At 43.9% G+C, this 14,632-nt stretch carries 12 protein-coding genes; 4 read left to right on the top strand and 8 right to left on the bottom strand.

The window, feature by feature from the left end; all coding sequences use genetic code 11:
* Nucleotides 1–38: 38 nt before the first annotated feature.
* The 4 genes from N39L_RS21695 to ltrA form a co-directional block, all read right to left on the bottom strand.
* Nucleotides 39–956: an ABC transporter permease gene (locus N39L_RS21695; protein WP_006619343.1), complete on the bottom strand. Its 918-nt coding sequence runs from the start codon at nucleotides 954–956 to the stop codon at nucleotides 39–41.
* A 56-nt stretch (nucleotides 957–1,012) separates the two neighbouring features.
* Complete coding sequence (locus N39L_RS21690; RefSeq protein WP_006619344.1) at nucleotides 1,013–2,104, bottom strand: ABC transporter substrate-binding protein; 1,092 nt, start codon at nucleotides 2,102–2,104, stop codon at nucleotides 1,013–1,015.
* Nucleotides 2,105–2,192: 88 nt separating this feature from the next.
* The gene (locus N39L_RS21685) at nucleotides 2,193–3,338 is read right to left on the bottom strand and encodes an ABC transporter ATP-binding protein (RefSeq protein ID WP_006619345.1); all 1,146 of its coding nucleotides are present in this window, start codon (nucleotides 3,336–3,338) and stop codon (nucleotides 2,193–2,195) included.
* Nucleotides 3,339–3,463: 125 nt separating this feature from the next.
* A complete protein-coding gene (ltrA, locus tag N39L_RS21680; protein ID WP_014276347.1) occupies nucleotides 3,464–5,230 on the bottom strand; it encodes a group II intron reverse transcriptase/maturase in 1,767 nt (588 codons plus the stop codon).
* A gap of 697 nt (nucleotides 5,231–5,927) precedes the next feature.
* On the opposite strand from ltrA, the gene N39L_RS21675 reads away from it, so the two are divergent.
* Both N39L_RS21675 and N39L_RS21670 read left to right on the top strand, forming a co-directional pair.
* Nucleotides 5,928–6,116 (top strand): hypothetical protein, encoded by a 189-nt coding sequence (locus N39L_RS21675; RefSeq protein ID WP_162097043.1) that lies wholly within the window; start codon nucleotides 5,928–5,930, stop codon nucleotides 6,114–6,116.
* A 39-nt stretch (nucleotides 6,117–6,155) separates the two neighbouring features.
* Nucleotides 6,156–6,296: a hypothetical protein gene (locus tag N39L_RS21670; protein ID WP_167538959.1), complete on the top strand. Its 141-nt coding sequence runs from the start codon at nucleotides 6,156–6,158 to the stop codon at nucleotides 6,294–6,296.
* Nucleotides 6,297–6,314: 18 nt separating this feature from the next.
* Here N39L_RS21670 and N39L_RS21665 read toward each other — a convergent pair whose 3' ends face one another.
* Nucleotides 6,315–7,160 carry a DNA adenine methylase gene (locus N39L_RS21665; RefSeq protein WP_006618775.1) on the bottom strand — a complete coding sequence of 282 codons (846 nt, stop codon included), beginning with the start codon at nucleotides 7,158–7,160 and terminating at the stop codon, nucleotides 6,315–6,317.
* 264 nt (nucleotides 7,161–7,424) lie between these two features.
* Between N39L_RS21665 and speD the strand changes: the two genes are divergently transcribed.
* A complete protein-coding gene (gene speD / locus N39L_RS21660) occupies nucleotides 7,425–7,862 on the top strand; it encodes an adenosylmethionine decarboxylase (RefSeq protein ID WP_006618776.1) in 438 nt (145 codons plus the stop codon).
* Between the two features lie 66 nt (nucleotides 7,863–7,928).
* Here the strand turns inward: speD and N39L_RS21655 are convergent, their stop codons facing one another.
* Nucleotides 7,929–10,370, bottom strand: a complete 2,442-nt coding sequence (locus tag N39L_RS21655; RefSeq protein ID WP_006618777.1) for an exonuclease domain-containing protein — start codon at nucleotides 10,368–10,370, stop codon at nucleotides 7,929–7,931.
* A gap of 375 nt (nucleotides 10,371–10,745) precedes the next feature.
* On the opposite strand from N39L_RS21655, the gene N39L_RS21650 reads away from it, so the two are divergent.
* A complete protein-coding gene (locus N39L_RS21650; RefSeq protein ID WP_006618778.1) occupies nucleotides 10,746–12,287 on the top strand; it encodes a SagB/ThcOx family dehydrogenase in 1,542 nt (513 codons plus the stop codon).
* Here the strand turns inward: N39L_RS21650 and N39L_RS21645 are convergent.
* Together N39L_RS21645 and N39L_RS21640 are read right to left on the bottom strand one after the other, a co-directional pair.
* Entirely contained in the window at nucleotides 12,284–12,751 is a 468-nt protein-coding gene (locus N39L_RS21645; protein WP_006618779.1) for a DUF3611 family protein, read from the bottom strand. The genes N39L_RS21650 and N39L_RS21645 overlap by 4 nt on opposite strands.
* A 117-nt stretch (nucleotides 12,752–12,868) precedes the next feature.
* Nucleotides 12,869–14,614, bottom strand: a complete 1,746-nt coding sequence (locus N39L_RS21640) for an ABC transporter ATP-binding protein (RefSeq protein WP_006618780.1) — start codon at nucleotides 14,612–14,614, stop codon at nucleotides 12,869–12,871.
* Nucleotides 14,615–14,632: the final 18 nt, after the last annotated feature.

Here is a 14,632-nt window from a genome sequence, read left to right as displayed (position 1 = left end):
GGTCGAACTTTATACAACCGCCTGAGTCCGCCGCCTGTTTATTTTGAGGGTCTGCCATCACCGTAGCGGATTAAAAGAGCGATCGCTATACTCACCCCAAAAATTAGCACCATACTTAGGGCTGAACCAAAACCCCAGTTTTGAGTTGCGCCTAAAAACTGATTGTAAATCAGCCGAGATACGGTCATACTAGAAGCGCCGCCTAACAGTTCTGGATCGACAAAATCTCCTAGGGAACTAATAAATACTAATAGTGAGCCGGCGATAATTCCGGTTTTAGCTTGGGGAACTGTAATTTTCCAGAAGGTTTCGGGGGGCACAGCTCCTAAATCAGCGGAAGCCTCCAACAGACGGCGATCTAGTTTTTCAAGGGAGGCATACAGCACGGTTACCATATAGGGTAAATAGCTATAGGTCATGCCAATTAAAACGGCTGGACTACTATTAAGTAGTGCTAAGGTAGGTAATCCCAATAACCCTAGAAATGAGTTTAGCACTCCTGTGGGTCGTAAAATGGTAATCCAGGCATAGGAGCGCAGCAAGGAAGATGTCCATAGAGGCAGAACAAACCCTAATAGTAGAAGGTTCCGCGACTTGGGGGGAGCCATAATGGCTATCCAATAAGCGACGGGAAACCCTAACAGCAAACAAAAAACTGTGGTTCCGATCGCAAAGTTAACGGATCTGGCGATTACTCGCAAATTTATCGTTTCAAATACCCGCAGGTAGTTACCCAGACCATCAGGAATTACCACGTCCCCAGGGCGAATATTCTCCACTAAGCTGAGTTGAAAAATCACCAGAGTGGGAAACACCAGCAATAGTAGCAACCACACCCCAGCCGGTCCGAGCATAATTAGGGGTCCAGCTAACTTAGACCAAATCTCAGAGAGGCCAGTTTTAGCGGGTGTGGTGGGAGGTTCATAAGGGGTCTTGGGGGGGGTAGATACAGCCATAATAGAGTTTGAGCATTTTTTTAAGGTTTAATCTGTAAAAGCACCCGATGTTCACATTAACCACTGGTGAGTCTAGTCCAATACCGATCAAAAAGGGCGGTTATCTCTGGTGGTAGGGGCGAAACAGTTTCGCTGTTAGCAATGACGCTTTCTGGGGGAAATAGGGCTGGGTCTTCCCGGAGTTCTTGGGGAAGTTGGCGATAGGCGACGAGGGAGGGGGTAGCAAAGCTGAGGCGTTCGACAATTTGGGTGGCGATGTCTGGTCGCAGCATAAAATTAATCCACTGATAAGCACCTTCTGGGTTGGGTGCGCTTTTGGGAATTACCAGGGTATCAATCCACAGGGAAGAACCACTAACGGGGGTGATGTATTCTAAATCTTCGTTTTCGGGCATAACTTCGGCCGCATCGGAAGAATAGCACATCGCCAGGAGTAAGTCTCCTACAATCATCTGAGGTCGCCAAGCATCGGTGGTAAAAGATGCGATCGCCCCTCGCAGCTTGACCAATTCCTGATAGGCTTGATTAATCTCCCTAGGATTGGTGCTGTTGTAGGAGTAGCCTAAACGCCGCAAACTGGCTCCCATCACTTCCCGTACATCATTAAGTAGGGTTAGCCTCCGGTTGAGTTGGTCTTGATAGGTCCATAAATCTTCCCAGTCTTCGGGAGAGCTTGATAATAGTCTGCTGTTGTAAATTAAACCTGTAGTTCCCCAACTCAGAGGGACGCTATAAGTGGAGTTGGGGTCATAATCGGGATTTTGGAATTTGGGAAATAGATCTTCTAACCCCACGATTAAGGTATGGTCTAATTCAGCTAATAGCCCTAGTGCTACCATCTTCTGTACCATGTATTCCGAGGGGTAGATGATACTATATGCTCCAGCTCCTCCCGCCTGTATACGGGCTAACATAGCCTCATTAGAATCGAATACATCTGCCACTACTCTCAGCCCGGTTTCCTGGGTAAAGCGTTCTAGCAGATCGCGATCGGTGTATCCAGCCCAAGTATATATATACAGGGTATCTGATGAGAAGCGAGTGCTGGGGGTGGTTTTGATTTCGCCTAAAGTCCACCCACAGCCTGACGCAGAAGAGGCGATCGCCGCCGCCATAGTCGATTGCAGAAACCCGCGCCGGGTCTGCATCCGTTTATGAAACCCAAACGGGTGTAATTTCCTTGGGGGCACTTTTTTTTACCGTTGCCATCAAAACCATAATTTTACAACAAATATTTTAGCGGTGTTGAGGTTCCGGTAGGGCTAAACAATCTGTGGGTTTCCAACACACATAAATATCCCTATCATAATCTAGGTTTTCTCCTAAACTCTGAGACTGTCGCACCATTAGGGTTTCCCCTGTAGTCAGTTTCACAATGTACTGTAGATGAGTACCTAAATACATCTGATCGACTAATTTTCCGGCGAAACTATTTCCGGGAGTCTCTGGGGGTTCAGAGTGTAGGGTGATGTTTTCCGGTCTGATACTAACTACAGCCTTCGCCCCCCCTCGTAGTTGATGAGGCGATCGCTTGTTCATGGCTACGATAATCTGTAACCCTGTGTCTGTTAATACTTGTATAGCTTCCTGATTGGCTTGTTCAACTTGTCCCTTAAATAGGTTAGTGTCTCCAATAAAGTCAGCCACAAAGGGGGTCTGGGGATATTGGTAAATTTGGTTGGGGCTGCCAATTTGTTCAATGCGACCCTCGTGCATTACCGCTATGCGATCGGATAAACTCATCGCTTCTTCCTGGTCGTGAGTTACCATCACAAAGGTTAACCCCAAATTGCGATGCAAATTTGATAACTCCATCTGCATTTGTTTACGCAATTTCAGATCTAACGCTCCCAGGGGTTCGTCTAATAGTAGCACCGCTGGACGATTTACTAAAGCCCGCGCTAAGGCTACCCGCTGTTGTTGTCCCCCTGACATTTGGTTAGGATAACGGTTAGCAAACGATTCCATCTTTACCAATTGTAGGGCTTCTAGGACTTTGGCTTCAATTTCCGATTTCCCCAGGCGTTTTAATCTCAACCCAAAGGCGATGTTATCCCAGACATTCATGTGATTGAATAGGGCATAACTCTGGAAAACTGTATTCACCGGGCGCTGATAGGCTGGGGTTTGGTTCATTGACTGACCCCTAATTAGGATCTCCCCGGCTGAGGGGGTTTCAAATCCAGCAATTAACCGCAGTGTGGTAGTTTTACCACAGCCAGACGGTCCGAGAATGCTAAAAAATTCTCCCCGCTTTATCTCTAGGTCTACCGCCCTAACTGCGGTTTCGCCGTTGAATACTTTGAATACTTTACGGAGTTCTACATCGAATTTTGACTCGCTGTGAACTGCACCTGGGTTCTGGGCTGCGGTTTGTAGCATAATTTACTTTTCGCGCTTCAAGGGGATAATTAGGGGTCGAGAATGGAGTCACCCCCATCCCCTCCCATTCAGAACCGTACATGAAAGTTTCCCTTCATACGGCTCCTAGTTTGATAGTCTCTCTGTTACGAGTACAGCAACCTCTCTTCATCCAGAGCGGTTTTATCATCGTGACAGTGGCGGTGTAGCAATTGGAGGTTCTTGTGTTCATTCTTGCCACCTTGGCTTCGGGGCACGATATGGTCTACCTCCAATAAGTCTGATGGGGTAAAATATTGTCCACACCAGGCGCACCTGCCTTTCTGTTTCTTGAGTAGTTTGGCTACTCTCTTTGGCGTATCAATTGCTTGTCCTTTTCTGGTTGCCCAGTAAGTCCAATTTCCGTCGTATGGTGTTGCGTCCGGGCGCACTAGGGTATGTCTGACAATTGGTGTCCATTTGTGTTTGTATAGATGTATCCCATCTTTGGTTTGGAACATCCAAGCTTCTTGCCTTTCTCTCCCATTACTGAGTTTGACCTTTCCTGGTCTGAAGTAATTACTCAGCTTTTTGTAACTTGCCTTTCCGCATCTTGAAACTGTCCATGCCCGCAACATTTGCCAGATTACATCATCTAGCTTATTGAAGGTTTCCATCGAGACTACCCCTGAATAGTAGTTTGACCATCCCCGTATTATCGGGTTTAGCTTACTAATCAAGGCTGATTGAGGTGCTGTTTTGAGTTGTTTTATTGCACCTTTAATCACTTCTGTGTGAGCTTTAACTGCTTTATTACTGGGTTTGATGTGGGTTTTGTGACCGATTAACCGGCTTGCTACCCCACCTGTTTTCCCAGATTTATATTTTCCTACGGGATATTGCCTGATATTGAATCCTAGAAAATCGAACCCAGGTTCCTCAATCTTGCCGTTGTACTCAATAGGCTTGAGTGTGTGGCCTATTCGGGTCTTTTCAGGTTTAATCTCTAATCCTACAGGTTTTAGCCATTCAGAAATTGCAGTCTTGCACTGTTCAATGATTCCTAAGTCTCTTGAAATGACCACAAAATCATCGGCATATCTTATAAGGTTTACCTGAGTGGTTGTTCCTTTATTTGGATACATTTCTTTAACTAGCCTTTCCATACCCAACAGTGCGATGTTGGCTAGTAATGGGCTTATTACCCCTCCTTGTGGTGTCCCTGTTTCTGTATCCTCATATACACCGTTATCCAGAACGCCTGCTTTTAACCACTGTTTCAGGTCTCTTTTCAGACTACTTGGACAATGAATTTTGGACAGTAGGTAATCATGGTTTATTCGGTCAAAGCATTTTGCTATATCAGCATCTAGGACAAAGTATTGTTCCTGTTTTATGGCAGAATAAATTCTACCAATTGCATCTTGGGCTGACCGTCCGGGTCTGAACCCATAGCTTGTGCCTTCAAATCTTGATTCCCATTCGGGCTCAAGTGCCGACTTGACCAAGGCTTGCCTCGCTCTGTCTTGGATTGTGGGTATTCCCAGAGGGCGTTTTTCATCCCTGCCAGGTTTTGGAATCCACACCCGTCGCAGTGGTTTGGCTTTGAGGTTTCCCTTAATGTTCTCCACAAGCTCAAACCTTTGCCTTGGAGAGATTGCTCTTACTCCATCAACTCCAGCCGTTTTCTTGCCTTGATTATCTTGGGTCACTCGCCGTACTGCTAGGAGCCGGGCATAATATGACTTCACCAATAGACGTTGCAATCTTCTAACCTTTGCATCCTGTCCCGATTTAGCTGCTTGAAATATACTTTTTTGGAGCTTAAAAACTTTCCGCTGAACTTTCGCCCACGGGACTGCCTTCCATGCGTTGTTCGTAGTCTTGATTGGTTTTGGTTTCCCAAATCCTTTCTTTGAACTCGCTATCGCCATTTGTACTCCTACTGGGCTCTATTTCTTACATTCAAACCGTGACCCGTTAGCATATCCCTTCCATTACAGTTGGGCGTTGGCTTCTGGTCACATCTCACCCCCTCGAAGGCATCCGCTTACACTTTTCACTACTGATTATCTCGACCAGATAATCAGAGCCTATGAGGGGTTAAAACGTTCCGTTTATATGGGCATTCCATCTTTAGATTTGTCCTTTCCACCGGGGTACTTTTTAAAGGTCTGTGTAGGTGGTAAGGGAAGCCCCCTACTTTTTCCCCTTACTCTTTTGAGCGCAGCGTTTCAACCCATTTCGCTGCTAAGTAATTACGATGGTTCAAGTCAGACATTCGGCTCACGCCTAATCTTAGATGGTTGGCAGTGGTCAGATTTGGGAATAGGTTTTCCCTCACGCCTTCCGTTCCCCGCTTCAATCTGACGGGGTGTGATTCCTGAAACTGGGGGTGGCTATCGCCGTTACCCTCATCTCTGTTTCGTAGCTTCCATTGTGTTAGGAATTATTACGACTTGTTACAGAGAATGTTGACCTTGGGTTCCCTGCCTTGATTAGGTATCGTATGATACTAATCGTTGGGACATATAAACAGTTGTGGGGATTGTCAGAAACGAGCTTCTTATATCCAACCGAGGGGATGGAGTCCCCACCAGGCGGTTATTTCAGGTATTTCACCCCTATTTCGTGCCTGAACGTCTCGCACTCCCCTTCCTACTTTATCAGAATTTTCCAGCCTGGGCATTGCTGCTATCTCAACCCCTCCCACCCGAAAGCCGCCGAGAGTGGGATTTTTCCGAGGCGATCGCTTTGCTTATACAACATATAAGTAATCTTTTGTCAATATTGTTTGACAAAACTTTAGATTTTGTTTAGATTTACTGACAAGCAACTCACACACACAGGTCAAGTAGTATGTATACCATCAACAAGGATAAGCAACAACCCAAGATTTATTTTACTCAACCTGCTGCTACACTCAAACCCCAGCGCGACTATCTCCTACATAGCGCTGTGGCTATCTTTCTGATTGTTTCTGTGTTAGTTTGTTATTAAACTAGCCATCATCTGTTGTTAATAAGAAGTTATCAAAAGTTCCGTAATTTTTCCTCGATTTTGAGGATTTGAATTAATCGCCCTACCCGCTTGGATAGGGTGAATATTGAAGTCTTTATATAAGTCTCTGATTAACTCAGTATCAGAATTAGATAGCATCACCTTGACTCCTCTCTTGTGTAAAATCCCAAAGATTTCGGCTAATTTTTCCTGTTTATCAACCCCAAATTTATGACGGCTGTAGCTGGTAAAGTTACTGGTGGGACTCAGGGGGTGATAGGGAGGGTCAAAATAGACAAAATCAGCCGCAGAATTAGCCTCATTTACAATTGCTTCAAATGATTGAACTTTAAGAGTTGCTGACTGGAGAGTTTTTGATGCGGTTATCAATAATTCTCGCGGGCAAATTTTGGGGTTTTTATATTTCCCCATAGGTACGTTAAATTGACCTTGGCGATTTTCTCTATATAAGCCATTAAAACAAGTTTTGTTGAGATAAATTAGGCGGGCGGCTTGGTCAAGCGAATTGCTAAATTTTTGCGATCGCATCTGGTAATAATAACCTTGATTATGTTGCTGCTGATGCTTTTCCAATCGGCTAATCAGCGCCTCTGTATGATTACGGACACATTGATAAGCATTAATTAGTTCGCTATTAATATCACTTAAAAATGCTGGGTTTGGTTGTAGATAAAAAAATACAGCACCGCCCCCCAAAAAAGGCTCATAATAGGTTTGGTAGTTGGCGGGAAAGTAAGTAGTATACTGAGGAATTAAACGACTCTTACCTCCGGCCCACTTGAGAAACGGTTTTGGGGCGGTTTGAGGTGGACTGGTGACTGTTGGCTGGGAAGTTTGGGACAAAATTGGCTCAAGTCCAGAAGTACATCAATACCACTGAACGGAAAAATTATATGTTCAGTGTGACCAATTATTATAACAGAGTGCTACAATGGGAAAGGCTGGAGTAGGAAAATCTAGCGTCGCCGGAAGATGGCCCTATTAGTCCCATGAGGAGAGTTATAAAACTCGGTTATTTTCCCCGGACTTAAACTGAAGTAGCGACTGCTGATTTTAGCCCAGCATAAACATTTACAACCCACGAAAAGGGGGGTGAAATCACCAAAAATGAAACAACTCGGAACCCATATTGTTGTCGATGCGTGGCAATGCCCCGCTGATATCTTAAACGACCCAGACCGTATCCGTCAAGCCATTCTTGATGCGATCGCTGCTGGAAGTGCCACCCTTATAGATATCTGTGTTCACCAGTTTAGTCCTCACGGTGTAACTGCCACAGCTACCCTAGCCGAGTCGCACATTGCCATTCACACTTGGCCCGAATATGGCTATTTTGCGGCTGATTTATTTTTCTGTGGTTGTGGCGAACCTGACAAAGCAGCAGAAATGCTAAAAACTCGTCTGGAAGCTAAACAAACAAGGGTTCAAGAATTTTGGCGAGGTATGGGTTATCCGGTTCCAGTCCCTGATACAATCTCTGATCATACTTGGAATAAAGTACCCGAAATTGCATCTTCTTCCAAGTTGATGTCTACAGTGTCGTAAATTCCCGATAGGTTGGGTGATACGAAAGCATCATCCAACCTATTCATAATGTCAACTATTTGGCTGCTAACTATCTAGGGTGAGTTGGGTGAGGTTTTGGAATAGCCAATAGTCCTGGTAGTCTAACAGTAGAATATCCAAGGCTTCTGGTAAATCTATCTCTAAATCGCGATTTTGGATATCAACGATCGCCTGATAAATTAACTCAAAGGTGATGCGTTGGTCTCGGTCAAACAGAAGATAGTGGCTATTGTTCCCCTGACAGAACTTTTCCAACTCTATCTTACTAGACTTTCCTGATATCAAATCTTCCCGCGCATCTCGACACAGATTAAAATGAATATCAGGACGATGGCTGACCAATTCGTTTAAGTTTCTCATCCTGTGATAAAAGCGAGTCCCGCTTTGGTGCAGAAAAGCGATCGCAAATTGATGGGTTGCTGTCTTAATCACCAAATGTTCAGGAAGTACCCGTTTCCCCAGTCGCAAAATATCCACATTCAGGGGAGACAAAACCAGCTTTAATGATTCAATAATCATCTTTAACTTCCCGAAATCATCACTTTCGGAAATAATTGCTGGTTGACCATAATTCTCTTCTAGGATACCCCTTTGCTGTCGTAGATAATCTTCTAATTGACTACGCCGAGAAGAGTTAATCGGCGACCTAGCCGCCATACCATTAGGAAAAACCCTGACAATATTTTCCCCGTCGGCTAAATTAAAAGTATCAACTAATTTACTGACAATTATTTTCAGTTCCGCCACCTCTTCTGTCAATTGATGAATTTGCTTTTCCATCATTCCTATCACCCCAGAATTACCCGATTTATCAGGTCGCTGAGGTAAACAAATACCATCAATTTTATAGCGGTAGTAGTCAGCCGCAGCATTGACAACTGAACGAATAGAAGGCGCAGTTAAAATATCAGCAATTTCCTGGGGTTCAAATAATTCATCAATAGTGACATCAGCCACCTGTCCTTTCAAATTGAGTAATTGCTTTAGTTGTTCATTAGATGGCTTATTGAGGATAATTTGACATTGAGAAATTCGGTCAATAATTGAACCATCAAAAACCTGCTGAAATTGTGACCAGCGGTCGGGAAACAGATTTAAGATAATTAAACTATTGGGAACATGGGTAAAGATTTCTTTAACAGCTTCTCCAAAACTTTGTAACAGTCGTTCATTGTGTTTTTGACCCAGACCTTCTAACTGGTCAAAAATAATAATTAGGGGTTCATCCAAGAGAGACAGCTTGCTAAAAACCGCCAACGCCGCCAGAGAAATTTCCTCCCGACTGGTATCTTCTCCCCAGCTTTCCAAACCGACCTTCTCTAACTCCTCTGGTGCGACATCATTCATAGCTAACCACTGAGTAATAGTTTGGCGGCGTTTAAAATCGGTATAGCCACAAAACCGAATTATCCCTTTGAGAATTTTCGGCGCATATCCAGCGGAAGAAAACTGATTAATCCACCAATCATAAGCACGTTTTTCTATATGTTGCCAAGATTCTCTTTTTTGGCGAGTGTCGTCTTTTCCCAGGTCGGTAAACAGCTTGAGGTTATCGGTTTTTATCAACTCAATTAACCGTTCATCTTTTTGGGTGGCAGGGGTAGCATAAGCGTCAGTATTTTTAATAATTTGGGCAAAACTATTAGCCAGCAAATATTCAAGCTGTGTATGTGAACTGTGAGGAACTGTTTGAATTAAAGACTCCAGAATGCGGCTATAGGTATGAAATAGAACTGTGTCAGCATTATTAGGTTGCCGAATAAATAAGAGTCTATTCTTAGTTAATAAATCTTGGGCTAATCTCATCATTAGGTGAGTTTTGCCAGAACCAGGTTCTCCAATAACTACGGCTCCTTTACTTTGATGGTTGACATCATTTTTAATATCAGATAGAATGTATTTAAGGCGCTCAAATTCATTGTCAAAAATCGCTCTAAAATCAATATGGCTTTGGAAAGGGGTATCAACCCGGCTAGTGCCAAAGGGGTTGGGTTGATGTTGTAGTCGAGTTTTTAATAATTCGTTAATCATACGTCGATAAAGTTGATAAGTAAATAAGGCATCATGTTTGGCGCGATGGAGGGAATCGCGGTTATTGGTATGGTCATCTGGGCTTAAATTGAGTTGTTGGCTAATAGTGTCTAAGCTATTACTTCCTAATTGTGGAAGATAGCGTTGAGCCAATTCAAAACTGCATTGAAAACTGAGGCGAGGTGGTTGGACACCGACGGCGCGAAATGTATTCCTAAGCACTTCGATATCATGGCGTGCATAGTGACAGATAATGGTTTGAGAACCGGCTATAGCTAAAAATTCATTAACTATGGTTTTCAGGGGTTTACTTTGGTCGATAAGTTGGGGATTTTGACAATATTTTTGGTCAAAGGCTTCATAAATTAAGTTTCCTTGATGATCAACGATCGCCATGGCTTTCAGAATCGGTTGTCCTTCTGTATCAATGACAATAAAGTTAGTCTGGGGTTTCATGGTTGGGGAGACCAATAAGTTAAGTATGTATACTGATGGGTGAGTTAATAACCTGATTTTCCCACAAATCTTGCTCACCAGTAAATTCTGGCGCTATGGGTCAGTAACCGATAATCGGGTGAACTCTCGCAAATGGCGAAAGCATTTTGTGGAAATTCCCAATCAAGATTTACCAGGAAAAACCTGTGTAGCGTGAATCCAGACAGCCGCATCAGGTGGTAACTGTGTTAAGATTTGGTGAGTTGCTGCCAGCTGATCGCACTGAAAAAGTGTAAACTTGGGGAGTGGCGTTAGGACTGTAACCACATAGCGCGATCGCATCTCTGGCTTTCCGGTTAACGATTCTGTCCGTCCTCACATTTAACCTGTGTCATAATGTCAGAACCACTGAAATCCATCGCCCAATACTACCATGAGCGAACCAAATACGATCCCGACACCTTAGCCTCTAAGGGTCAGCAGTTAGACTGGAGTCAACAACCAGAACCCTTCAAAGAATACAAGATTGGCACGGTATTTGACCTGAAACCCTATCTCAAAGAAATATCCGATTCTCCAATCCCCACAGCCAATACAGACCCATGGCAGCGATTATCTAGTCTACTACTGCATACCTATGGCTTAACTGCTAAACTAGCCACAAATAGCGGATTTCACTATTTGCGATCGTCACCCTCAGCCGGGGGACTGTATCCAGCAGAAGTCTATCTAGTTTCTAGGGGAACCCCAGAATTACCACCGGGACTTTATAACTATCAAGCCTTAAATCACTCCCTAGTGCAATTTTGGGATAGCCAAATTTGGCCAGAGTTGAAACAAGCCTGTTTTTGGCATCCATCCCTAGAAAATACCAAACTGGCGATGGTGGTTACTGCTGTATTTTACCGTTCAGCTTGGCGATACCAAGACCGCGCCTATCGGCGTATATTTCTCGATACGGGCCACCTATTGGGTAATTTGGAACTAGCAGGAGCCCTAAATTCCTATCGTCCCCACATGATTGGCGGATTTGCTGATGAAATCCTTAATGACTTACTATACCTAGATTCGGAAACAGAAGCGGCGATCGCTGTGCTGGCTTTGGCTGACTTACTGGAAATTGACCAGAACCTTCCCGAATTCCGAACGGCTTTACCCTCGGCTACCCAAACTGACTACCCGGAAATTCCCGACGGGGAACTACTCCATTATCTCCACCGCGCCAGCCAAATTAAATCGGATACCTCCGGTTCCCAAGGTTGGAAAAAATTAGCACCAGAAGAAGAAGAACCGGAAGATAAATATAATTTCCCCTTCTGTACTAAAGTCTCGGCTGTCACCCCTTCTATTGATTGGGGAAAAGACCTCAAGGGGTTAAATACGGCAATTTTGCGCCGACGCTCAACCCGTCGCTATAGTGGAGGGAATCTCAACCTGGAAGAATTACTGGCTCTACTGGATTTTACCTATCAACACCAGCACTACAGCTATCAGGGTTTAGATGCTGCACCGGACTTTTTTGATTTGAGTCTGATTGAATCTTTTATCGCTGTCTCTGGGGTGAATGGACTAGAGGAGGGGTGTTATTATTATGCCCCGAAAGCACAGGAACTTAGGCAAATCCGCTTTAAAAATTTTCGCCGAGAGTTGCATTATCTATGTTTGGGACAAGATTTGGGACGAGATGCGGCGGCGCTGCTTTTTCATACGGCTGACTTAAACAAGGCGATCGCCAAATATGGCGATCGGGCTTATCGTTATTTACATAGTGATGCTGGTCATCTCGGCCAAAGATTGAACCTCGCCGCCACCCACCTACGTTTAGGTGCTAGTGGTATCGGCGGATTTTTTGATAACCTAGTTAATGAGGTGTTGGGTATCCCCACGGATGAAGCGGTTATTTATATTACTACCCTAGGAAGATTGCGCGGCAACTAAATCCGATAAAGTAGCCAAATTGATGCTACACTGCCAACATAATGGGTTGCTAGTACATTTAAATTGGCAATCATTACAAATACATCTAGGGCTCTAACCGCCTCACTGGCTTCGGTTAGGGTTGTTCCTGGTGGCTGGGAAATGGTTTTGGCAATTAACACTGAGGCGGTTATACCTGACCCCATTAATGCAATCAGGATACCAACCATTCCTAATAATAAGCCGACTCGCAAGAGTCTCACTGTGTCGGATTTTTTGGGTTTGACGGTATTGGGGGATAATAACTGTTTGCCTATGTTAGCATAGCGAAATGATACAACAATGCTAAATGCTCCGATAATTAGTCCGGTAACAGCAAAGGTTACACTGACACCTAGGGCGGGGTTAGTATCATCAGAAATATTTCTACCTGTGGTGGTGAAAACTAATGATAAAATGGCGACAAAGGCAAAAACTACTTGCATGGTCAAACCACACAACCCCGTATTCTGGAGGGTTTTTCCCTTTCGTTGTGACTCGTTGCCAACCGATACACTCATACTATGGTTTGATAAATTGACAGTTGATGATTTTTATTGTAATCAAGCCAGCATTTGTTCGAGTTGATGCTGTTGCCAAAGTCTCCGATATAGTCCCTCTTCCTGTAGTAACTGGTCATGGTTTCCGGTCTGTACTATTGTGCCTTTGTCCATCACCAAAATGCGATCGGCTTTGGCTGTAGCTGACATTTGGTGAGAAATAAATAACACGGTTTGACGCACCGTCCCGCTAGTCAGATTATAGAGAATGTCGGTGGCTGTCTGATTGTCTACACTAGAGAGGGCATCATCTAAAATCAATATAGGAGCATCGCAAAGCAAGGCACGAGCTAGGGCAGTTCGTTGTCGCTGCCCACCGGATAAGGTGATACCCCTTTCCCCGACTATTGTATCATAACCTTTGGGAAAATTGGCAATTTCATCGTGAATTTGAGCAATTTTAGCAACGGCTTCAATTTGCGATCGCAATGCTGAGGGATTACCATAGCAAATATTATTAGCAATAGTGGTACTAAATAGAAAACTCTCCTGGGGAACATAAGCAATTACCTTTCTCAGTTGCGCCAGAGACAGTTGAGTGATATCCTGACCATCAATAAAAAAGCTATCTATATCAATATCCAACAGCCGAGGAATTACATTAGCTAGGGTAGTTTTTCCAGACCCAATAGGACCGACTACCGCGACAGTTTCCCCTGGTAGGATGGTAAAATTGACATGATTGAGAGCGGGAGTTTTGGCGGCGGGGTAAGTATAGGTTAAATCTCTCGCACTCAACCACCCTTTAACTGGAGTCATGAGGGGTATAGGGTGAGGTGAATCTTGAATTTTAGGTTTAATACTGAGGATAGACTCAACCCGGTCAACACTGACTTCTCCCCGCTGATAAGCGGTAATAGTAAAGCCTAATAAAGCGGTGGGAAATACCAGCCTTTCGACATATAATACTAAGGCAACAAAATCCCCGATACTTAAATCACCTTGAGCGATCGCCTCATTCCCGAAAGCCAGCAAAATCAAGAGACTTAAACTGGCTAAACCTCCCAATATTGGAAACAAAAAATTTCGAGTTCTAGCTAACTTTAAATTAGCCGATAATAACCCCTGATTATGTTCTCGAAAAGCCTGCCTTTCGGCTTCTTCCTGAGCATAAATTTTAATCAAAGATATGCCACTCATATCCTCCTGAATTAAATCACTCAAATCCGAGAGTTTTTCCTGCACCTCCATTTGTTGATCTCGAAGTTTACCACTAAAAATCTGCACCAATACTAACATCAACGGATAAACCGAAATCGATAATAGAGTCAACTTAATATTAATAGCCAGCATGACTGGCAAAGTCAAACCATAAGCAAATATGGTATTAATTAAACTAAGGACAGCAAACCCCACCAACCTCCGAATATTATCAACATCAGAGGTTGCTCTATTAATTAAATCCCCGATTCTACTATTAGAAAAATAGGAAGATTCCAGGATAATTAGATGATTAAAAATCTTCTGTTTTAGGTCAAATTCGACCTGTCGCCCCACCCCAAAAATTAAAATTCGGGATGTCATGCGAATCACCCACATAATGGATGCTAGAGCAACAATCAATAAAACCTGCGATCCTACTTCCTGAAACTCTACCGCCTCTTGTAGGTCATCTACACCATTACGAATGAGTAAAGGTATATAAACCCCCACCACATTCACCACCAACAGAGACACCATACCCAAGGCGGATATTTTCCAGTGGGGACGCAGATATCTTCCCAGGGTTTGCAGTCTTGAATAACTCATAATTCAGAAAGTAAAAAT

The sequence above is a fragment of the Limnospira platensis NIES-39 genome (assembly GCF_026000695.1).
Taxonomy (GTDB): domain Bacteria; phylum Cyanobacteriota; class Cyanobacteriia; order Cyanobacteriales; family Microcoleaceae; genus Limnospira; species Limnospira platensis.
Note: the sequence above shows the minus strand (reverse complement) of the source record. Positions and strands in the feature narration are given on the sequence as shown.